Origin of the sequence: Actinosynnema sp. NPDC023794, assembly GCF_040639675.1 — a bacterium.
In the GTDB taxonomy this organism is placed as follows: domain Bacteria; phylum Actinomycetota; class Actinomycetes; order Mycobacteriales; family Pseudonocardiaceae; genus Actinosynnema; species Actinosynnema luteola.
This window is the reverse complement of sequence record NZ_JBFAFR010000002.1, coordinates 265336-284543: the sequence shown is the minus strand read 5'-3', so window position 1 is coordinate 284543 and position 19208 is coordinate 265336. Positions and strand designations below refer to the sequence as shown.

Annotated in this window: 20 protein-coding genes; 10 read left to right on the top strand and 10 right to left on the bottom strand. The window is 71.6% G+C overall.

The genetic code is table 11. The features are described from left to right. Window positions 1-2: 2 nt before the first annotated feature. The 4 genes from AB0H12_RS05845 to AB0H12_RS05830 are packed head-to-tail and all read right to left on the bottom strand — an operon-like array spanning window position 3 to window position 4352. Window positions 3-1010 carry a glycerate kinase gene (locus AB0H12_RS05845; protein ID WP_499621134.1) on the bottom strand — a complete coding sequence of 336 codons (1008 nt, stop codon included), beginning with the start codon at window positions 1008-1010 and terminating at the stop codon, window positions 3-5. Further along, on the bottom strand, window positions 1007-2704 hold the full coding sequence (gene gcl, locus AB0H12_RS05840; protein WP_499621771.1) for a glyoxylate carboligase: 1698 nt from the start codon (window positions 2702-2704) through the stop codon (window positions 1007-1009). Before gcl ends, AB0H12_RS05845 begins: the two co-directional genes overlap by 4 nt. Before the next feature lie 17 nt (window positions 2705-2721). After that, on the bottom strand, window positions 2722-3594 hold the full coding sequence (locus AB0H12_RS05835; RefSeq protein WP_499621133.1) for a 2-hydroxy-3-oxopropionate reductase: 873 nt from the start codon (window positions 3592-3594) through the stop codon (window positions 2722-2724). Next, a complete protein-coding gene (locus AB0H12_RS05830; protein WP_499621132.1) occupies window positions 3591-4352 on the bottom strand; it encodes a hydroxypyruvate isomerase family protein in 762 nt (253 codons plus the stop codon). The genes AB0H12_RS05835 and AB0H12_RS05830 overlap by 4 nt, the downstream gene beginning before the upstream one ends. A 157-nt stretch (window positions 4353-4509) precedes the next feature. Here AB0H12_RS05830 and uraD point away from each other — a divergent pair, with 157 nt between their 5' ends. Genes uraD through pucL form a run of 3 tightly spaced genes read left to right on the top strand, consistent with a single transcriptional unit; the run spans window position 4510 to window position 6209 of the window. After that, complete coding sequence (gene uraD / locus AB0H12_RS05825) at window positions 4510-4995, top strand: 2-oxo-4-hydroxy-4-carboxy-5-ureidoimidazoline decarboxylase (RefSeq protein ID WP_499621131.1); 486 nt, start codon at window positions 4510-4512, stop codon at window positions 4993-4995. Continuing rightward, complete coding sequence (locus AB0H12_RS05820) at window positions 4992-5300, top strand: hydroxyisourate hydrolase (protein ID WP_499621129.1); 309 nt, start codon at window positions 4992-4994, stop codon at window positions 5298-5300. Before uraD ends, AB0H12_RS05820 begins: the two co-directional genes overlap by 4 nt. A gap of 3 nt (window positions 5301-5303) precedes the next feature. After that, window positions 5304-6209: a factor-independent urate hydroxylase gene (gene pucL / locus AB0H12_RS05815; protein WP_499621128.1), complete on the top strand. Its 906-nt coding sequence runs from the start codon at window positions 5304-5306 to the stop codon at window positions 6207-6209. Between the two features lie 41 nt (window positions 6210-6250). Here the strand turns inward: pucL and AB0H12_RS05810 are convergent, their stop codons facing one another. The 3 genes from AB0H12_RS05810 to aceB all read right to left on the bottom strand — a co-directional run bounded on the left by AB0H12_RS05810 (window position 6251) and on the right by aceB (window position 9527). Continuing rightward, entirely contained in the window at window positions 6251-6721 is a 471-nt protein-coding gene (locus AB0H12_RS05810; RefSeq protein ID WP_498774685.1) for an Imm1 family immunity protein, read from the bottom strand. Window positions 6722-6796: 75 nt separating this feature from the next. Then, window positions 6797-7993, bottom strand: coding sequence for a DUF6986 family protein (locus AB0H12_RS05805; protein WP_499621126.1), 1197 nt, complete (start codon window positions 7991-7993; stop codon window positions 6797-6799). A 1-nt stretch (window position 7994) separates the two neighbouring features. Beyond that, complete coding sequence (gene aceB, locus AB0H12_RS05800) at window positions 7995-9527, bottom strand: malate synthase A (protein ID WP_499621125.1); 1533 nt, start codon at window positions 9525-9527, stop codon at window positions 7995-7997. Between the two features lie 84 nt (window positions 9528-9611). Here aceB and AB0H12_RS05795 point away from each other — a divergent pair, with 84 nt between their 5' ends. Continuing rightward, on the top strand, window positions 9612-10364 hold the full coding sequence (locus AB0H12_RS05795; RefSeq protein WP_499621123.1) for an IclR family transcriptional regulator: 753 nt from the start codon (window positions 9612-9614) through the stop codon (window positions 10362-10364). A 172-nt stretch (window positions 10365-10536) separates the two neighbouring features. Here AB0H12_RS05795 and ftsY read toward each other — a convergent pair whose 3' ends face one another. Next, a complete protein-coding gene (ftsY, locus tag AB0H12_RS05790) occupies window positions 10537-11913 on the bottom strand; it encodes a signal recognition particle-docking protein FtsY (RefSeq protein WP_499621121.1) in 1377 nt (458 codons plus the stop codon). Window positions 11914-12006: 93 nt separating this feature from the next. Between ftsY and AB0H12_RS05785 the strand changes: the two genes are divergently transcribed. Both AB0H12_RS05785 and AB0H12_RS05780 read left to right on the top strand, forming a co-directional pair. Next, on the top strand, window positions 12007-13143 hold the full coding sequence (locus AB0H12_RS05785) for an anhydro-N-acetylmuramic acid kinase (protein ID WP_499621119.1): 1137 nt from the start codon (window positions 12007-12009) through the stop codon (window positions 13141-13143). Then, on the top strand, window positions 13130-14689 hold the full coding sequence (locus tag AB0H12_RS05780; RefSeq protein ID WP_499621118.1) for a sodium:solute symporter: 1560 nt from the start codon (window positions 13130-13132) through the stop codon (window positions 14687-14689). Before AB0H12_RS05785 ends, AB0H12_RS05780 begins: the two co-directional genes overlap by 14 nt. Before the next feature lie 8 nt (window positions 14690-14697). Here the strand turns inward: AB0H12_RS05780 and AB0H12_RS05775 are convergent, their stop codons facing one another. Next, window positions 14698-15630 (bottom strand): GNAT family N-acetyltransferase, encoded by a 933-nt coding sequence (locus AB0H12_RS05775; RefSeq protein ID WP_499621117.1) that lies wholly within the window; start codon window positions 15628-15630, stop codon window positions 14698-14700. Window positions 15631-15678: 48 nt separating this feature from the next. Between AB0H12_RS05775 and AB0H12_RS05770 the strand changes: the two genes are divergently transcribed. The 4 genes from AB0H12_RS05770 (at window position 15679) to AB0H12_RS05755 (ending at window position 18622) form a co-directional block, all read left to right on the top strand. Beyond that, window positions 15679-16257: a maleylpyruvate isomerase family mycothiol-dependent enzyme gene (locus AB0H12_RS05770; RefSeq protein WP_499621116.1), complete on the top strand. Its 579-nt coding sequence runs from the start codon at window positions 15679-15681 to the stop codon at window positions 16255-16257. Between the two features lie 10 nt (window positions 16258-16267). After that, complete coding sequence (locus AB0H12_RS05765) at window positions 16268-17434, top strand: cytochrome P450 (RefSeq protein WP_499621114.1); 1167 nt, start codon at window positions 16268-16270, stop codon at window positions 17432-17434. Between the two features lie 139 nt (window positions 17435-17573). Next, window positions 17574-17909, top strand: coding sequence for a hypothetical protein (locus AB0H12_RS05760; RefSeq protein WP_053720469.1), 336 nt, complete (start codon window positions 17574-17576; stop codon window positions 17907-17909). Between the two features lie 14 nt (window positions 17910-17923). Then, entirely contained in the window at window positions 17924-18622 is a 699-nt protein-coding gene (locus AB0H12_RS05755) for a lysophospholipid acyltransferase family protein (RefSeq protein WP_230567712.1), read from the top strand. A 9-nt stretch (window positions 18623-18631) separates the two neighbouring features. Here AB0H12_RS05755 and AB0H12_RS05750 read toward each other — a convergent pair whose 3' ends face one another. Continuing rightward, entirely contained in the window at window positions 18632-19192 is a 561-nt protein-coding gene (locus AB0H12_RS05750) for a hypothetical protein (protein WP_499621112.1), read from the bottom strand. Between the last annotated feature and the right edge of the window lie 16 nt (window positions 19193-19208).

Genomic DNA, 19208 nt, shown 5'->3' with positions numbered 1-19208 from the left:
CGTCACTCTCCCAGCCGGTCGGCGGCGATGCGACCGGCCAGACGTCGCAGGACCGGTTCCGGTTCGGCCAGGCAGCGCCGCAGGTCGGGCTCGACGTCCAGCAGGGCGTAGGCGGCGTCGAGGCCGAGTTCCGCCGGGTCGACGGCGCACCGGCCGGCCACCGCCACGACGGGCACGCCGCCGGCCGCCCTCGCCACGCCCGCCGGGGCCTTGCCGCGCGCGGTCTGGTGGTCGAGCGAGCCCTCACCGGTGACCACCAGCCGGGCGCCGGGCAGGTGGTCGGCGAACCCGACCAGGTCGAGCACCACGTCGATGCCGGGTCGCCTGGTCGCGCCGAGCACGGCCAGCGCGGCGAACCCGATGCCGCCGGCGGCGCCCGCGCCCGGGTGGTCGGCGTAGGACGGGTCGATCTCGTCGGCCCAGTCGCGCAGCCTCGCCTCCAGCTCCTCGACCTGGCGCGGGGTCGCGCCCTTCTGCGGGCCGTAGACCGCCGCCGCGCCGTGCGGTCCGAGGAGGGGGTTGTCGACGTCGGTGGCCAGGACCAGCTCGACGTCGCGCAGGTCCCGGCCGCCGAGCCCGTCGAGCATCCCCTTCCCGCCGTCGGTGCACGCGCTGCCGCCCACGCCCAGGACCAGCCGTCGGCAGCCCAGGTCGTGGGCGGAGCGCAGCAGCTCCCCGACGCCCCTGCTGGTCGCCGTCATCGGAGCGGGACGGTCCAGCAGCGCCGAGCCGGCCGCCGCGGCCACTTCGACCACCGCCGTGTCGCCGCGCACCGCGAAGCTCGCCGGGACCGGCCTGCCGGCAGGCCCGGTGACCCACCGGCCGACCCGGACGAACCCGGCGGCGACCGCGGCGTCCACCGTGCCGTCGCCGCCGTCGGCCACCGGCAGGCAGCGCACGTCCAGGTCGGGGACCACGTCGCGCAGGCCGCGCGCGACGGCGGCGGCCACGCGCGGTGCGGCGAGCGTGCCCTTGAACTTGTCGGGCGCGACGACGACGTGCCCCGTCACGGCACCTCTTCGTACTCGCGAACGGCGGCGATCGAGGTGCCGTTGGCGGTGTTGCCCTCGCGTTCGATCATGATCTCGACCAGGACGGGGCGGCTGGTGCGCTCGGCCTCCTTGCGGGCCCACTCCAGGCTCTCCCGGATGCGCCCCGGTTCGGTGACCCTGGCGCCGGAGCACCCGTAGGCCTCCATGATCTTGACGTTGTCCGACCCGACGGTGTCGTAGTGGATGTCGACCTCGTACTCCATGTCGTAGCCGCCGTGGTCCTCGGCCATCCGGATCAGGCCCAGGTACTCGTTGTTCAGCATGATCAGCACGAACGGCACGTCGTACTGGGCGCCCACGGCCAGCTCCTCCACCAGGAACTGGAACGAGTAGTCGCCGACGATCCCCACCACCTCGGCGGCCGGCTCGGTGTGCTTGAGCGCCTTCTTCACGCCGATCGCGGCCGGTATCTCCCAGCCGAGCGGCCCGGCCTGCCCGCACACCTGGTAGTGCCGGGGCTGGTGCGTCTTCTGGTGCTGGCCGGACCAGATCTGGTACAGGCCGATCGCCGTGACGAAGTACGTGTCCGGGCCGTAGAACTCGTTGATCTCCTTGAACACCCGCGGCGCCTTCACCGGCACGGTGTCGAAGTCCTCGCGGCGCAACAGGGTCGCCTTGAGCTCACGGGTCCGCGCCGTCCAGGCGTTGTCCGGACGTGGACCGGTCCTGGTCCGCGCCGAGGCGAGCAACGCCCGCAGGAACGCCTTCACGTCGGAGACCACGCCGAGGTCGGGCCCGAAGACCTTGCCGATCTGCGTCGGCTCCACGTCCACGTGCACGAACTTCCGGTCGCCCCGGTACGTCGCCAGGTCACCCGTGTGCCGGTCGCCGAACCGCGCGCCGAGCGCCACCACCAGGTCGCTCTCCAGGAACGACGCGTTGCCGTACCGCTGGGACGTCTGGATGCCCGTCATGCCCGCGTACAACGGGTGGTCCTCGTCGATCGCGCCCTTGCCCATCAACGTGGCCTGGACCGGCACGTTCAGGTGCTCGGCCAGCGCCAGCAGCTCCTCGTGCGCCTCGGCGAGGATCACGCCGCCGCCCGCGAGGAGCAGCGGCCGTTCGGCGGCGAGGATCATGTCCAGCGCCCGTGCCACGCGGGCCGGGTGCGGTTCGGGCCGGGTGACGGGCAGCGGCGCGTCGATGGTGTGGTCCCACTCGATCTCCTGCTTCTGCACGTCGATCGGCAGGTCGATCAGCACCGGCCCCGGCCGGCCGGACCGGGCGATCCGGAACGCCTCCCGGAAGATCCACGGCGCCTGCGCGGCCTCCTTGACCTGCACCGCCCACTTGGTGACGGGCGCGGCGACCGCCACGATGTCGACTGCCTGGAACGCCTCCTGGTGCAGCTTGGACGTCGCCGCCTGACCGGTGACGCACAGGATCGGCACGGAGTCCGCCTGCGCGGTGTAGAGGCCGGTGATCATGTTGGTGCCCGCCGGGCCGGACGTCCCGATGGCCACGCCGACGTTGCCGGTCGTGCGCGACCAGCCGTCGGCCATGTGCGTGGCGCCTTCCTCGTGCCGCACGATCAGGTGCTCGATGGTGCCGTCGACCTCCATCGCCTTGTAGAGCGGCAGGATCGCCGCTCCCGGGCAGCCGAAGACCGTGTCGACCCCCTCGCTCTTGAGGACTTCCACGACCGCTTGCATGACGGGTACCCGAGCCATCAGGCCCTCCCGGACAGGTTCTCGATGACCTTCAACAACGCCGAGTGGTCGAGGGATCCGTGCCCCTGTGCCCGGCCGGACGCGATGAGCTGGGCGATCAGCCCCGTCACCGGTAGCGCGACGTCGACCTGGCGGGCCGCGGCGAGCGCGATCCCCATGTCCTTGTGGTGCAGGTCGATGCGGAAACCCGGCTGGAACTCGCGCGCGATCATCGCGTCGCGCTTGAGGTCCAGGATCCGGTTGGCGGCCAGCCCGCCCGCGAGGACGTCCAAGCCGGCCTTGGCGTCCACCCCGGACGCCTCCAGCAGGACGATCGCCTCGGCCACCAGGGCGTAGATGCCGCCGACCAGGAGCTGGTTCGCGGCCTTCACCACCTGGCCCGCGCCGTGCGGGCCGACGTGGACGACGGTCTTGCCCAGGACGTCGAGGATCGGCTCCGCGGCGGCGAAGTCGACCTCGTCACCCCCGACCATGATCGACAGGGTGGCCTGCCTCGCGCCGGCCTCACCGCCGGACACCGGCGCGTCGAGCACGCGGACGCCGCGCTTCGCGCCCTCCTCGGCCACGGCGAGGGACGTCTCCGGGCGGATGGTGCTCATGTCGACCAGGAGCGTGCCCCGGTCGACCGCGTCGAGGACCGTGCCCAGGACGACGTCCTCCACCTGCGGGTGGTTCGGCAGCACGGTGATGACGACCTCGGCGTCCACCACGGCGTCACGCGCGCTCGCCGCCGCCGTGCCGCCCGCCGCGGTGAGCTTGTCGAGCGCGTCCCGGCTCAGGTCGAAGCCGGTGACCCGGTGGCCCGCGGCGACCAGGTGCGCGGACATCGGCGTGCCCATGATGCCCAGGCCGATGAAACCGATCCTGCTCATCGCCGTCCCCCCTCGGGGAGCCAGTCGAAGCCGCCGGTCCGCGCCTGGTACTCCAGGCCCACGTAGCCCTGGTAGCCGTTGGCCTCGAGCTTCGCCAGGTAGCCGAAGACGTCGAGCTCTCCGGTGCCCGGCTCGCCGCGGCCCGGCACGTCGGCGATCTGCACGTGGCCGATGCGGTCCGCGTGGTCGGAGACGACGGCGTCGAGGTCGTCCCCGTTGACGGCGAGGTGGTAGAGGTCGGCCAGCAGCGCCACGTTGTCGCGGCCGACCCGGTCGACGACCTCCAACGCGTCCGCGGCGGTGCGCAGCGGGTACTCCGGCGCGCCGGAGAGCGGCTCCACCAGGACCACCGCGCCGATCTCCGCTGCCACGTCGGCGGCGTGCGCGAGGTTGTCCAGCGCCGTGTCCGTGGTGGGGAAGTTGCCGTGCAGGGCGTTGAACGCGCGGCAGCCGAGCCGGCCCGCGATGCCGACCGCGATCTCCACCCCGGCGCGGAACTCGGACTGCCTGCCCGGCCACGCCACCAGGCCGCGGTCGCCCGCGGCCAGGTCGCCCGCGAAGAAGTTGAGCCCGACGAGCCGCACGCCCGCGTCGGCGACGGCCGCCTCGAACGCCTCGATCTCGCGGGACGGGGGCACGGCTTCGGCGAACGGCCACCAGAACTCGACCGCGTCGAACCCGGCCGCCCGAGCCGCGGCGGGTCGTTCCAGCACCGGGAGGTCGGTGAACAGGACCGACAGGTTGACGTCGTAGCGCATTAGGAGATTCCTTCCACCATGCGGAAGACAACTTCCGTACACCGAGAGAGTAGGCAGGCCCTCGACGGCGGCGCAAGACTGTTGACACGCTCGGAGGCGCGCTCGTAACGTCCCTCCTTGCGGAAATGTGATTCCGCGATACAGAAAAGGGAGCCTGGTGCCCGATCTGGAAGGGTTCAACTCCGCACCCGCGGCCGAGCTCCGCCCCCTGCTCACCGAGTGCCTCGCCGTGCCGCGCTGGGTCGACGCGCTGCTCGCCGAGCGCCCCTACGCCGACGTGGACGCGCTGCTCGCCGCGTCGGACCGGCACGCGGACCTGACCGACGACGAGGTCCGCGCCGCCATCGGGGGCCACCCGCGCATCGGGGAGCGGGCCGCGGGAGGCGGGGTGTCCGCGAAGTGGTCGGCCGACGAGCAGTCCGGCGTCACCGCGTCACCCGCCGACCGGCTGCTCGCCGCCAACGCCGCCTACGAGGACCGGTTCGGGCACATCTACCTGGTGTGCGCCACCGGGCTGAGCGGCGATCAGGTGCTGGCCGACCTCGCCGCCCGGATGGACAACCCGCCGGACGTGGAACTGCGCGTGGTGAACCGGGAGCTGGCGAAGATCGCCGCGCTGCGGCTGAAGAAGGTGCTGGCATGACAGACCCGAAGTCGACGACGCTGTCCACCCACGTGCTCGACGCCGAGGCCGGCCGACCGCGCGTCGGCGTGCCGGTCCGGTTGGCGCGCGACGGCGAGGTGCTGGCCGAGGGCGTCACCGACGACGACGGCCGGCTGCGGTTCGCGCGCGAGCTGTCGCCCGGCGTGCACCGGCTGACGTTCGAGGTCGACACGCCGTTCTACCCGGAGATCACCGTCGCGTTCCGGGTCACCGGCGACCGGGGGCACCTGCACGTGCCGATCCTGTTGAGCCCGTACGCGTTCACCACCTACCGAGGGAGCTGACCGATGGCCATCGTCCTGGGGCCCAACCAGTACGGGAAGGCGGAGAACCGCCTCGTCACGGTGACCCGCAACGGCGCCGTGCACACGATCAAGGACCTCACGGTCGGCACCTCCCTGCGCGGCGACCTGGCGGACACCCACCTGACCGGCGACAACTCGAAGGTGCTGGCGACCGACACGCAGAAGAACACCGTCTACGCCTTCGCCAAGCAGGCGCCGGTCGGCGAGATCGAGGACTTCGCGCTGCGCCTGGGCCGGCACTTCGTCTCGTCGCAGGAGGCGATCACCGGCGCCCGCGTGCTCATCGACGAGCACGCGTGGGAGCGCATCGAGGGCAACGATCACTCGTTCGTGCAAGGCGGCAACGAGAAGCGGACGACCGCCGTGACCGTCGAGGGCGAGCGCGCTTGGGTGGTGTCGGGCGTGCGGGACATGGTGGTGCTCAAGTCGACCGGGTCGGAGTTCCACGGCTTCCCGCGCGACGAGTACACGACGTTGAAGGAGACCCACGACCGGATCCTGGCCACCTCGGTGACGGCGCGGTGGCGTTACCAGGCCCCCGGCGGAGCCGGCGATCGGACCACCGACGGGATCGACTGGGCGAAGAGCTTCGCCGAGATCCGCCGGCTGCTGCTGGCCACGTTCGCGGCGAAGCACAGCCTGTCGTTGCAGCAGACCCTGTACGCGATGGGCGAGGCGGTGCTGAAGGCCCGGCCGGACGTGGCGGAGGTGCGGCTGTCGATGCCGAACAAGCACCACTTCGCGGTGGACCTGTCGCCGTTCGGGCTGGAGAACGACAACGAGGTGTTCTACGCCGCCGACCGGCCGTACGGGCTGATCGAGGGCGCCGTGCTGCGTGACGACGCCGAGGACGCCGGGGGTGCCTGGCACACCCTGCCGACGTTCTGAAGCGGAGTCGCGGACCGTGCTCCCGGACCGGGGAGCACGGTCTAGTGGCCCGTCACCTTCTTGTGCAGGGCCATGCGCTGCAGCCGCCAGGCGTGGAACAGGTCGGCCTCCTCGTACCAGTCCACGACGGTCGGCCGGCGGGCGGTGAACATGAACTCCAGCAGGATCTCGCGGTACGTCGTCAGCGGCACGGCCACGCCCGGCGGGAAGTCGGTGTAGGTCTCGTCCACGTACGGCGCGTCGGGCTCGCCCTTGGGCCAGCCGGTGAACTCGTCGTCCACGTAGTTGAGGTAGCCCCACGCGCCGCGGACGGCGAGCACCAGGTTGTGGTCGCTCTCCCCCTCGGCGTCGGGCGCCCGGCCGAAGTGCTCCAGCATCCCGTCATTGCACTCGGGCCGCGCCAGGGCGGCGATCAGCACGTCCACGTCCGCCGCGCACGCCACCACCTGGTAGCGGAACTCCGCCCGCTCCAGGTCCGGCAGCCCGGTCCACAACCCGGCTCGCATGGTCATGGACACACACTGACCGGTGTCGCGTGATTCGGCTTTTCGCTGGTTTGAGGATCACCCCATCCAGCGATGCCACGATCACTCTCTTCTGGCTAGAGCCTGCAATTCGGTCACGGTGAGTCCCGTCGCACGGCGGACTTCGTCCTCGTCCAGGGCACCGCAGTCCAAGGCGCGGATGAACGACGTGGACAGCGCCTGCGCGGTCGCGGGCTCGTCCAGCACCGAGCCGCCGGCCCGCGCCACGTACGCCTTGAGCCGGCGCGCGTCGGCGTCCACGCCTTCGAGGTAGAACGCGTGCACGGCCGCGTACCTGGTCACCAGCTGCGCCGGGTGCAGGTCCCAGCCCTGGTGGAAGCCGTGCGCCAACGAACGCCGCACCAGCCGGTAGTGCGTGCGCCAGCCCTCGTGCACGTCGTCGCCGACCGGCAGCACGTTGGTGGAGCCGTCCGACAGCGCGACGCCCGTGCCGGCCGCGGACACCTGCATCACGTTGCGGGCGAAATCGCACGCGCCGTGCGCCAGGTGCTGGTGGGCCGCGCCCAAGCCGCAACCCGCGGTGTAGTCGTACGTGCCGAAGTGCAGCCCGGTGACCCGACCGCGGCCCGCCTCGATGAACCGGGGCAGGGCCAGCCTGCCTTCGCGGTCGACGATCGACTGCGTCGTCTCGACCTGGATCTCGAACCGGAGCGGCAGCCCGAACAGGTCCAGGACGTCGCCGAGCACCTCCACCTGGGCCACCGAGGTGACCTTCGGGAACGTGATCACGAATCCCTCGGGCGCCTGGCCCAGCGCGGTGAGGAAGACGTCCAGCGTCCGGACGCCGCGCTCACGCAGGGCCCTCGTGTCGAAGGACTTCATCCGCAGCCCGAACCGCAACGGCGCCGTGCCGTCGCGCAGCCAGTCCCGCACGACGAGCGCGGTGCGTTCGGCGTCCGAGTCCTCCTCCGCGTCGGAGCGGACGCCGTAGCCGTCCTCGAAGTCGATCCGCAGGTCCTCCACGGGTTCGCTGACCAGCTTCGCCCGCACGCGCCCGCGCACGACCTCCGCCACGTCCGGCGCGAGGTCGAGCACGTCCGCCAAGCCGTCCGGCGCGTGCTCGGCCAGCGCCGCAAGCGCTTGCGCGCCCCAGTCACCGAGTGTGGACGGGCTCACCCGGTCGGCGGGCGCGTAGCAGGTGTGCACGGGCTGACGGCCCGCCGGCGCGCGCAGCTCCACATCGGACAGCCGCGCGGTGACCGCGCGCACCGCGTCGGCCGACAACGACGTGCGCGGCACGTCAGCCGATCCGCTCGTAGGCGGGCAGGGTCAGGAAGTCCACGAACTCGTCGGACAGCGCGACCTGCTCGAACAGCTCCACGGCCAGGTCGAGGTGCTCGCCTTCGAGCTTGTCCTTCACCTGCGCGAGCACGGTGCGGACCAGCTCGGCGGTGACCGGCGTGCCGTCGTCCAGCACGACGTCGTTGTGCACCCACTGCCACAGCTGCGAACGGGAGATCTCGGCGGTGGCGGCGTCCTCCATCAGGTTGTGGATGGCCGCCGCGCCGTTGCCGCCCAGCCAGGACAGCAGGTACCGCACACCGACGTCCACGGCGGACTCCACGCCCGCGCGCGTCGCGCTGCCGCCCGCCGACGTGAAGTCCAGCAGCTGCTCGGCGGTGACGGACACCTCGGGGCGCAGCTCGTCGAGCTGGTTGGGCTTGCCGGAGAACTTCTGGTCGAAGATCTCCGCGCACTCCGGCACCAGGTCCGGGTGCGCCACCCACGAGCCGTCGAAGCCGTCGCCCGCCTCGCGGCGCTTGTCGTCGCGCACCTTCCCCAGCGCCGCGCGGGTGACCTCCGGGTCGCGCCGGTTCGGGATGAACGCCGCCATGCCGCCCATGGCGAACGCACCGCGCTTGTGGCACGTGTGCACCAGCAGTTCGGTGTAGGCGCGCATGAACGGCACCGTCATCGTGATGCTGTTGCGGTCGGGCAGCACGAAGTCCCGGCCCGCGTCGCGGAAGTACTTGATGATGCTGAACAGGTAGTCCCAGCGGCCCGCGTTCAGGCCGGACGCGTGCTCGCGCAGCTCGTAGAGGATCTCGTCCATCTCGAACGCGGCGGGGATCGTCTCGATCAGCACGGTCGCGCGGATCGTGCCGTGCGGGACGCCGAGGCGTCGTTGGGCGGCGGTGAAGACGTCGTTCCAGAGCCGGGCTTCGAGGTGGCTCTCCATCTTCGGCAGGTAGTAGTAGGGCCGGCCGAGCTCGGCGTTGTGGAAGAAGTGCAGGCCGAAGTCGACCAGCCCGCCGATGGCCGGCTTGCCGTCGACCTCGACGTGCCGCTCGGGCAGGTGCCAGCCGCGGGGGCGGACCACGATCGTCGGCCGGGCCACGTCGTCGCGCAGGGTGTAGTGCTTGCCCTCCGGCGAGGTGTGCTCGACCGTGCCGCGGGCCGCGTCGTAGAGGTTGACCTGGCCGGAGACGACGTTGTGCCAGTGCGGCGTGTTGGCGTCCTCCAGGTCGGCCAGCCAGACCTTCGCGCCGGAGTTCAGCGCGTTGACGGTCATCTTGCGCTCGGTCGGGCCGGTGATCTCCACCCGCCGGTCGCGCAGCGGCTCGGGCGCCTCGGCGACCCGCCAGTCGCCGTCGCGGATCGCCTGCGTCTCCGGCAGGAAGCCCAGCGGGCGGCGGTCCGCGCGGCGGCGCATCAGGGCGGCGTGCTCGAGCGCGAACGTGCGGTGCAGCTCGGCCACGAACTCCAGCGCGTCCGGCGTGAGGATCTCGTCCCCGCGCTCCACTTCGCCACCGAGGACGCGAACACCGGACATGGAAGCCCACCTCGTTCCGAGTCGGTTTCTACTTCGCGGACTATAGTTTTCACCACGCGGAACGGCAACGAAGGAGTGGTGTCGGTGGCACGAGAGTCCACGGGCGGTGTCCAGTCGCTCCAACGCGCCTTCGACCTGCTGGAACGCCTGGCCGACGCGGGTGGCGAGGCGAGCCTGTCCGAGCTCGCCGTCACCTCCGGCCTGCCGCTGCCGACCATCCACCGGCTGATCCGCACCCTTGTCACGCTGGGGTACGTGCGGCAGAACAGCAACCGCCGGTACACGCTCGGGTCCCGGCTGATCCGGCTCGGCGAGAGCGCGTCGCGGCAGTTCGGCACGTGGGCGCGGCCGGTGCTGGCGCAGTTGGTGGACCAGGTGGAGGAGACCGCGAACCTGGCCGTGCTGGACGGTGACGAGGTGGTGTACGTGGCGCAGGTGCCGTCACGGCACTCGATGCGGATGTTCACCGAGGTGGGTCGCCGGCTGCTGCCGCACGGCACGGGCGTGGGCAAGGCGATGCTGTCGCAGCTGCCGCGTGACGAGGTGCGGGCACTGCTGTCCCGCACCGGCCTGCCCGCGTACACGCCGAACACCATCACCGACGCCGACGAGCTCCTGGCGTCACTGGACCAGATCGCCGAACAGGGCTACGCGTTGGACGAGAGCGAGCAGGAACTGGGCGTGCGCTGCGTCGCGGTTCCGCTGCACGGCGCCCCGACCCTCGCCGCCGTCTCCGTCTCGGGCCCCGACAGCCGCCTGACCAAGGACTCGCTGACCCGCATCGTCCCGGCCGTCCTGGCCACCGCCACCCGCCTCTCCACCCACCCCCACCCCTGACCCCCGCGAGAGTCCTACGTTCAAGCCTCGAGAGTCCTACGTTCAGAACGCGAGAGTCCTACGTTCAGAGGCCCTGAGTTCAACACTCGACCGACCGAGCGGTCTGGCTGAGGGTTGAACTCAGGGGTCGCGAACGTAGGACTCTCGCGTTGCGAACGTAGGAGTCTCGGGGTTAGTTGAGGAGGGCGTCGACGAAGGCGGTCGGTTCGAACGGGGCCAGGTGGTCGGCGCCTTCGCCGAGGCCGACGAGCTTGACGGGCACGCCCAGCTCGCGTTGGACCTGGAACACGATGCCGCCCTTGGCGGTGCCGTCCAGCTTGGTCAGCACGATGCCGGTCACGTCGACCACCTCGGCGAACACCCGCGCCTGGGTCAGGCCGTTCTGGCCGGTGGTGGCGTCGAGCACGAGGAGCACCTCGTCCACCTCCGCCTGCTTCTCCACCACGCGCTTGACCTTGCCCAGCTCGTCCATCAGGCCGGTCTTGGTGTGCAGCCGGCCCGCCGTGTCGATCAGCACGGTGTCCACACCGTCGTTGACGCCGCGCTTCACCGCCTCGAACGCCACCGAAGCCGGGTCCGCGCCCTCGGCCCCGCGGACCGTCGACGCGCCCACGCGCGAACCCCACGTCTCCAACTGGTCCGCCGCCGCCGCGCGGAAGGTGTCCGCCGCACCCAGCAGCACGGTGCGGCCGTCAGCCACCAGCACCCGGGCCAGCTTGCCCGTCGTCGTGGTCTTGCCGACGCCGTTCACGCCCACCACCAGCACCACGGCGGGCTTCGGCCCGGACGCGCCGTCGGCGTGCGGCAACGCGTTCACCGCGCGGGCCATCTCCGGGTGCAGCGCGTCGACCAGCACCTCCCGCAGCAACGCCCGCGCGTCGTCGGACGTGCGCACGCCACGCGCCACGATCTGCTCGCGCAGCGCCGTCACGATCTGGTCCGTGATCGCCGCACCGAGGTCGGCCATCAACAGCGTGTCCTCGATGTCCGTCCACGAGTCCTCGTCCAGGTCGCCCGCGCCGAGCAGCCCCAGCAGGCTCTGCCCGAACGTCGACCGCGACCGCGACAGCCGCCCGCGCAGCCGCTCCAACCGCCCGGAGGTCGGCTCGATCTCCTCGATCTCGGAGGCTTCCTCCGGCAGCTCGACCTCGACGAACCCGCGCTTGACCGAGTCGCGCGGCACGGCCGCGTCGTCACCGACCCCCGGCTGACCGTCGACCTCGGTGCGGTCGGCGACCGGGTGCTCGACGGGTTCGACCGGCGCGGGAGCGGGCGTGGGGGCGGGCGCGGGCGACGCACCGGCGCGCTCCACGGGCTCGGCCGGTCTGGTCGGTTCCGCCACCGGCGGCGCGGGCGCGTTGAACGTGATGGCGCCACCGGCCTGGTAACCGCCCTTGGCCGGCTTGTCCTGCTCGGACTCGGTGAGGCTGATCCGCCGGCGTCGCGCCAGCACGACGCCCGTCACGAGGGCGACCGCGAGCAGTGCCGCGACGACGACGATGATCCAGATCAGGGACGTGGTGGACACGGCGCAATCCTCGCACGCCATCGTATGTTGCCGATCGACGAACCAGGTTGATTTCAGGCAACTTTCCAACGAACACTCTTGCGCGAGCGTGCAGTGTGGAATAGACCACAGGGCGTGAAGGTGATCGGGCTCATCTCGGGCACGTCGATGGACGCCATCGACGTGGCCGTCGCCGACCTGTCCCTGGACGGCCGCACCGTCGTGCTGACCCCGGTCGAGCACGCCGAGCACCCGTTCCCGGAGGACCTGCGCAGGCCGCCGACCAGCGCCGCCGACCTGTGCGTGCTCGACACCCGGCTCGGCCAGGCGTTCGCCGAGGTCGCCGCCCGGTACGAGGGCGACCTCGTGTCGTCACTGGGCCAGACCGTGCACCACTGGGTCGAGGACGGCCGCTGCCTCGGCACGCTCCAGCTCGGCCAACCCGCGTGGATAGCCGAAGCCACCGGCCTGCCGGTGGTCTCCGACCTGCGCGTCCGCGACGTCGCCGCGGGCGGCCACGGCGCGCCGTTGGCGAGCACCCTGGACGCGCTGTGGCTGGCCGATCTCGACGGACCGGCCACCGCGCTGAACATCGGCGGCATCGCCAACGTCACCAAGGTTTCGCCCGAAGGTGTGATCGCCTACGACACCGGACCCGGCAACGCGCTCATGGACGCCGCGATGACCGTCCTGTCCGGCGGCCTGCGGAACCAGGACACCGACGGCGAGTTCGCCCGCCGCGGCCGAGTGCGCGCCGAGCTGCTCGACCGCCTGCTGGCCGACCCCTACTACGGCCTCCCCGCGCCCAAGTCGACCGGCAAGGAGCACTTCAACCGCGCCTACCTGGACCGCGTCACCGAAGGCCTGACCATGCCGGCCGAGGACTTGCTGGCCACGCTGACCGAGCTCACCGCGCGCACGATCGCCGCCGAGTGCGAGGGCGCCGTCATCGGCTCCGGCGGCGGGATGCGCAACCCCGTGCTGGTCGAGTCGTTGGGACGGCTCGTGGACCTGCGCACGAGCGACGAGCTGGGACTGCCCGCCGCGGGCAAGGAGGCCTACCTCGCCGCCCTGCTCGGCTTCCTGACCTGGCACGGTCTGCCCGCGAACGTGCCGTCCGCCACCGGCGCCGCCGGCCCGCGTCCGCTGGGGTCGATCACCCCCGGCCGCTACCCGCTGCGCCTGCCCGAGCCCGTGATCACCGCCGTGACGGGATTGACGATCGGCCGCCGTGAGAGGCAGTCGGATGGGAGAGGCCATGCGCGCGCTTGATGTCGGCATCATCGTGCTGTTCCTGGTGGGCATGCCGCTGCTGGGCGTGTGGATCGCCGGGCGCCAGCGCTCCGCCACCGACTACTTCGTCAGCGAACGCCGCATCTCGTGGTGGGTCGTGTGCGTGTCGGTGGTGTCGGCGGAGACGTCCACGCTGACCGTGTTGAGCGTGCCGACGGTCGCCTACCTGGGCACGATGACGTTCCTGTCGCTGGCCGTCGGCTACCTGATCGGTCGGATCGTGGTGTCGTTCGTGCTGCTGCCGAAGTACATCGCGGGCGAGCTGATCACCGCGTACGGCTTCCTCGGCAAGCGGTTCGGGCGCAACATCCAGAGCACGGCGTCGCTGACGTTCCTCGTCACCAGGCTGCTGGCGGACGGGCTGCGGCTGTTCGCCACCGCCATCCCCATCAAGGTCGTGCTCGTCGCGTACGGCGTGGACGTGTCGTACTGGGTGATCGTGGCGGCACTGGGCATCGCGATGGTGGTCTACAGCTTCCTCGGCGGCGTGCGGGCCGTGGTGTGGGTCGACGCGATCCAGATGCTCTGGTACGTCGTCGGCGCGTTCGCGGTGATCCTGGTGCTCAACGGCAAGCTGCCCGACGGGTGGTTCGCCAGCGCGGCCGACGCGGGCAAGTTCCAGATCCTCGACTTCAACGCCAGCCCGCTCACCTCGCCGTACGCGATCGTCGTCGCGTTCATCGGCGGCGCGGTGCTGTCCATGGCCTCGCACGGCGCGGACCAGCTCATCGTGCAGCGGCTGATGGCCACGAAGGACGTGCGCTCGGCGCAGAAGGCGTTGATCGCCAGCGGTGTCGTGGTGTTCCTCCAGTTCGCGCTGTTCCTGTTCATCGGCGTGATGCTGTGGGCGTTCTACAAGGCGGCCAACCCGGTCAAGGACCTCGGGCTCAACAACAACGACGAGCTGTTCGCCAACTTCATCGTCAACGACATGCCGTCGGGCCTGTCCGGGTTCGTGATCGCGGGCATCCTGGCGGCGGCGCTGTCGTCGTCGTTGGGCGCGCTGGCCTCCTCGACCGTGACGGACATCGTGCAGCGCGTGGTGCGGCGGCCGATGAGCGAGGCGGAGGTGTTCAAGCAGGGTCGGATCTGGACGGTGGTCTGGGCCGGTCTGCTGATCGTGTGCGCCGGGCTGTTCGCCACGCTGACCCGCCGCGGCAACCCGATCGTGGAGCAGGGCCTGTCGATCGCCGGGTTCACCTACGGCGCGCTGCTCGGCGCGTTCCTGCTCGGACTGGTGTTCCGCAAGGCCAAGGAGCTCGACGCGATCGTCGCGTTCGTCGTCACGGTGGTCGTGATGGCGTTCGTGATCCTGGGCGTGAAGTTCGTCGGGCCGGAGGCGACCCTGGCGATCGACTTCTCGCCGGCGGCGCCCGCGCAGAAGATCGTGTCGCTGGCCTATCCCTGGTACACCGTGCTCGGCGTGCTGGTGACGTTGCTCGTGGGCGGCTTGATGTCGTTGCGGCACAAGGGTTACCAGCCACCGGACGTGCAGGGCGACGTGGTGTCGGCCAAGGCGTCCTGAGCCGGGGCTCAGGCGGCGTTGGCGCGGTAGGCGACGAGTTCGAGGTGGAGGCGGAAGCCGAGCCGGTCGAAGAGCCGTTGGGAGGAGCGGTTGCCGGCCAGTATCGCGGCGGCGGCCTGTGGTCGTGCCCCGGACTTCTCCGCCAGCTTCCACACCAGCTCGGTGACCAGCGCCGCGCCGACGCCCTGCCCGCGCACGTCCGGCTCCACGGCCACGAAGTCCAGGTAGAACTCGCCCGGCTCGGCCTTGCCCGAGGCGTAGCCGAGCACGCGGTCGCCGTCCATGGCCACCACCACGGTGTGCCGTCGGGCGGCGTCCACGAGCTTTCGCCCGGACAGGTAGGTCTTGGGGAAGCACCGCTCGTGCAGCACGGCCACCGCCTCGTGCACGGCGTGGTCGGTCGGCAGGACCCGCATCTCGCGGGCCGGACCGGTGCGCGGGCAACCGGCCTCGCGCAGCAGCAGGCCGCGCAGGCCGTCGCCGTCGAGGACGTGGATGCCGCACGCCCGCGCGGCGGCGAAGCGGTGCCGTTCGGCGAACGCCGCCAGCCGCCGGTGCCCGGTGTGGCCGAGCAGCTCGCGGTCGGTGACGCCGTCGAGCAGCGGTAGGGCGGCGGCGTAGAGCGCGTCGGCGGTCTGGTCCCAGATCCGGCTGCCCGCCGGGTGGTTGACCGGCACGTCGACGAACGGCCCGTGCAGGTAGGCGCGGCCCGACTCGGCGTCGACCTCGACGCTGAGCGCGCCGACGACCCAGCCCGAGTCGTCGGTGGCGACCACGGTGCACGAGGCCCAGTCCGGCTCGAACTCGGCCAGCTCCGCGGAGATGTCGCCGAGCGTCTCGCCGAGGTAGCCGATGTGGTGCGCGTCGTCGGCCTGCAACCGCAGGACCAGCGCGAGGACGGCGTCCAGGTCGTCCTGGGCGGCGGGACGGATGTCGTACATGTCTGGAATGGTCACCCGCGAGGTCGGCTCGACGCGAGGGAGTTTTCAGTGGTGGACGGACGGGACGTGACGGAGGTCGCCGAGCGGTGCGCGGCGTTCCTGGCGGGCGTGGTGGACCGCGACTGGACGGCGGTCGTGCCGGGGATGGACTGGACGGTCGCGCGGACCGTCGCCCACGTCTCGGACTGCCTGCTCTGGTACGCCACGGGCCTCGCCGCCGGACCCGTCGAGCTGAGCACGGCCGAGGTGGGCGTGCGGCCCGACTCCTCCCCGGCCGACCTGGTGCGCACGCTGCGGTCGTTCGCGTCGGTGCTGGCGGCGGTGGTCGACGCGACACCGGCGAACGCCCTGGGCTGGCACCCGTGGGGCATGGCGGACCCGGCGGGGTTCGCCGGCATGGGGTGCGACGAGATGCTCGTGCACACCCACGACGCGGCCCGCGGTCTCGGGCGCGAGTTCGCGATCCCGCCCGACCTCGCGCGCAAGGTGCTGGTCCGGATGTTCCCCGAGGCGCCGGCCGGCGGCGACCCGGCTCGGACGCTGCTGTGGGCGAACGGCCGCGTGCCGCTCGACGACCTGCCGAAGCGCACCGGATGGCGCTGGCACTGCGCTCCCCTCGGCTCCTAGCGTCGAGGTCATGACGGACGAGGTCCTCGACATACCCTTCGCGGACGCCTTCGCCTTCGACCCCTCGCCGACGTGGGCGCGGCTGCGGGACGAGTCGCCGGTGGTCCGGGTCCGCACGCTCGCGGGCGCCGAGGTGTGGTTGGTCACCCGCTACGACGACGTGAAGCTGGTGCTGGCCGACCCCCGGTTCTCCCGCGCGGGCGTGGTGGCGGCGGGCGCGCCCCGGGTCGGCGTGTCCCGGCCGCTGCCCGGCACCCTGCCGACCACGGACCCGCCCGAGCACACCCGGCTGCGCAAGCTCGTGTCCGGCGCGTTCTCGCACCGGACGATCTCGCAGACCCGGCCGTGGGTCCGTGAGCTGTGCGAACGGCTCGCCGACGACGTCGTGGACGGCGCCGACCTGCGGCAGGTGTACGCGCTGCCGCTGCCGATCCAGGTCATCTGCACGCTGCTGGGCGTGCCCTACGAGGACCGGGATCGGTTCCGCGAGTGGATCGAGCTCGCGTACAGCATGGAGATGGCCGAGCAGCCGCGGGTCGAGGCGGCGATGGGGAGCCTGCTGGCGTACATGGGCGACCTGGTCGCGGCGAAACGGCGGGCGCCGAGGTCGGACGACCTGCTCGACGAGCTGTGCGCGACGCCGCTGACGCACGACGAGCTGGTCGCGTTCGCGTTGAACCTGCTGGTCGCGGGGCACGAGACGTCGGCCAACCAGATCACGAGCTTCGTCGCCACCCTGCTGCGCGAGCGGTCGCAGTGGGAACGGCTGGTCGGCGATCCGGGGCTGGTGCCGAGCGCGGTCGAGGAGCTGATGAGGTTCACCCGGCTCAGCGAGGTCGGGCAGCTGCGCGTGGCGCTGGAGGACGTGGAGGTCGCGGGCGTGGTCGTGCGGGCGGGCGAGGGCGTGATGGCGTCCATCGGCTCGGCCAACCGCGACCCGCGCGCGTTCGCCGGCCCGGACGCGTTGGACCTCGCGCGCACGCCCAACCAGCACCTGGCGCTCGGGATCGGCCCGCACTTCTGCCTCGGCGCGCAGTTGGCGCGCATCGAGCTCCAGGAGGCGCTGCTGGTCCTGCTGCGGCGGTTCCCGGGGCTTCGGGCAGCCCGACCGGTCGACGAGCTGGCGTGGCGGAAGGTGCTGGTCAGCGGTCTGGCCGAGTTGCCGGTCAGCGTCTGATGGCGTCGCGGGTGACGTCGCTCGGTAAGCCGGCGCGTCGAGCCTGGCCCGCCGGCGAACGAGTCCCGACATGCCGACACGACGTCACCGATGACCGACATCTATTGCCGCGCGTTTCGCGTTGGGGAACCCTGGGAGCGTGAGCGAGGAAACGATCCAACTCGAACTCAACGACAGCGGGGTGGCGGTAGACCTACCGATGCCTGCCAACCAGCGGGACACCGTCCAGGAGGTCCCCTACCGGCCGGTCGAGTTCCGCGATGACGACCTGCCCAGCGCGTTGGAGCGCGCGGCCTCCTGGCTGCGGCAGACACAGGACTGGCTCGGTGAAGCGGTCGACGTGATCGCGGTCCACCTGGACTACGACGACACCAAGGGTTCGCCGTACTACGCCCTCAAGCTGCTGTGCAATGAGGAGGACCTGGCCGGCGTTCCACGTGTGGTGCGCGAACACGATCGCACTACTGACGAGTAACGTACGCTGGGTTCATGCCAGATCGCGTGTACCCGCCGGTGATCGCCGCGGCCAAACTGATGTTCCGCCTGCTCGACATGCGGATCACCGTGGAGGGCGCGGAGCACGTGCCGACCACCGGCGGGGCCGTGCTGGCCTCGAACCACGTCTCCTACCTCGACTTCATCTTCGCAGGTTACGGCGCGCTGCCCGCGCGCAGGCTGGTCCGGTTCATGGCCAAGCACGAGGTGTTCAAGCACCGCGTGTCCGGCCCGCTCATGCGCGGGATGCACCACATCCCGGTGGACCGGGCCGCCGGGCAGGCGTCCTACCAGCAGGCGTTGGACGCGCTGCGGTCCGGCGAGGTCGTCGGGATCTTCCCGGAGGCCACGATCAGCCGGTCGTTCACGGTCAAGGACGTGAAGAGCGGCGCGGTGCGGCTGGCGGCCGAGGCCGGTGTGCCGTTGCTGCCGACCGCGGTGTGGGGCACGCAGCGCCTGTGGACGAAGGGCAGGCCGAAGTCGCTGACCCAGCGGCACGTGCCGATCAGGATCATCGTCGGCGAGCCGGTCGAGCCGACCACGGACGCCGCGCTGCGCGAGCGGATGCAGGAGCTGCTGGACGACGCCCAGGCCCGTTACCCGGAGTCGGGCGAGGGCCAGTGGTGGCAACCGGCCCACCTCGGCGGCGCCGCGCCGACGCCCGAGGAGGCCAAGCGCCTCGACGACCGCTGAGGCCGCGCCCTAGGCCCACTTCGCCACGGACTCCGCCAGCCGCCGTTCGAAGGTCAGCAACGCCCGGCCCTCGCCGCCGTCGCACACCACCACCAGCTCACCTGAGGTGGTGACGCAGCAGGCGAGCCCGCGAGGGCTGCGGCGGATGCCGACCACGTCCTCGACGTGCGGCCGGTCGTCCGCGCGGTACACGCAGGCGGTCAGGGTGTCGTAGCTGAAGCCGTCCTCGTCCAGGAAACCGGTGAACGGCAGCGGCTTGCCGCCCTCCACCTCCACGAGGTCGCCGGCGGCCGTGACCGCGACGCCGCCTTCGGCGAACAGCAGATCGTGCTCCACGAAGGTCGTCCACGCCATCCCGAACCGCTTCCTCGACCGGCGCTCGGCGGAGACGCGCCTGGTCGCCATGCCGATCGCGGCGGCGACGCGCGCGAACGCCCGAGCCTGCTCCCGCCACACCTCCCGGTGCTCGGGCAACCGGGCCATCACGTCCGCCGCGAGCCGCCGCGACCGACTCCGATCCCGCCGCACGTCCTCGACGCGCGCCCGGAGCCGGTCCTCGAAGTCGCCCATGACCCGACCCTACGGA

Excerpts from the sequence above, each read along its gene's own strand:
- ftsY (WP_499621121.1), bottom strand. The coding sequence starts at position 11,913 with ATGGCGTGCGAGGATTGCGCCGTGTCCACCACGTCCCTGATCTGGATC.
- AB0H12_RS05830 (WP_499621132.1), bottom strand. The coding sequence starts at position 4,352 with ATGCGCTACGACGTCAACCTGTCGGTCCTGTTCACCGACCTCCCGGTG.
- AB0H12_RS05750 (WP_499621112.1), bottom strand. The coding sequence starts at position 19,192 with ATGGGCGACTTCGAGGACCGGCTCCGGGCGCGCGTCGAGGACGTGCGG.
- AB0H12_RS05780 (WP_499621118.1), top strand. The coding sequence starts at position 13,130 with ATGCGCGCGCTTGATGTCGGCATCATCGTGCTGTTCCTGGTGGGCATG.
- AB0H12_RS05810 (WP_498774685.1), bottom strand. The coding sequence starts at position 6,721 with ATGACCATGCGAGCCGGGTTGTGGACCGGGCTGCCGGACCTGGAGCGG.
- AB0H12_RS05755 (WP_230567712.1), top strand. The coding sequence starts at position 17,924 with ATGCCAGATCGCGTGTACCCGCCGGTGATCGCCGCGGCCAAACTGATG.
- AB0H12_RS05835 (WP_499621133.1), bottom strand. The coding sequence starts at position 3,594 with ATGAGCAGGATCGGTTTCATCGGCCTGGGCATCATGGGCACGCCGATG.
- AB0H12_RS05765 (WP_499621114.1), top strand. The coding sequence starts at position 16,268 with ATGACGGACGAGGTCCTCGACATACCCTTCGCGGACGCCTTCGCCTTC.
- aceB (WP_499621125.1), bottom strand. The coding sequence starts at position 9,527 with ATGTCCGGTGTTCGCGTCCTCGGTGGCGAAGTGGAGCGCGGGGACGAG.
- AB0H12_RS05820 (WP_499621129.1), top strand. The coding sequence starts at position 4,992 with ATGACAGACCCGAAGTCGACGACGCTGTCCACCCACGTGCTCGACGCC.
- AB0H12_RS05775 (WP_499621117.1), bottom strand. The coding sequence starts at position 15,630 with ATGTACGACATCCGTCCCGCCGCCCAGGACGACCTGGACGCCGTCCTC.
- pucL (WP_499621128.1), top strand. The coding sequence starts at position 5,304 with ATGGCCATCGTCCTGGGGCCCAACCAGTACGGGAAGGCGGAGAACCGC.
- gcl (WP_499621771.1), bottom strand. The coding sequence starts at position 2,704 with ATGCAAGCGGTCGTGGAAGTCCTCAAGAGCGAGGGGGTCGACACGGTC.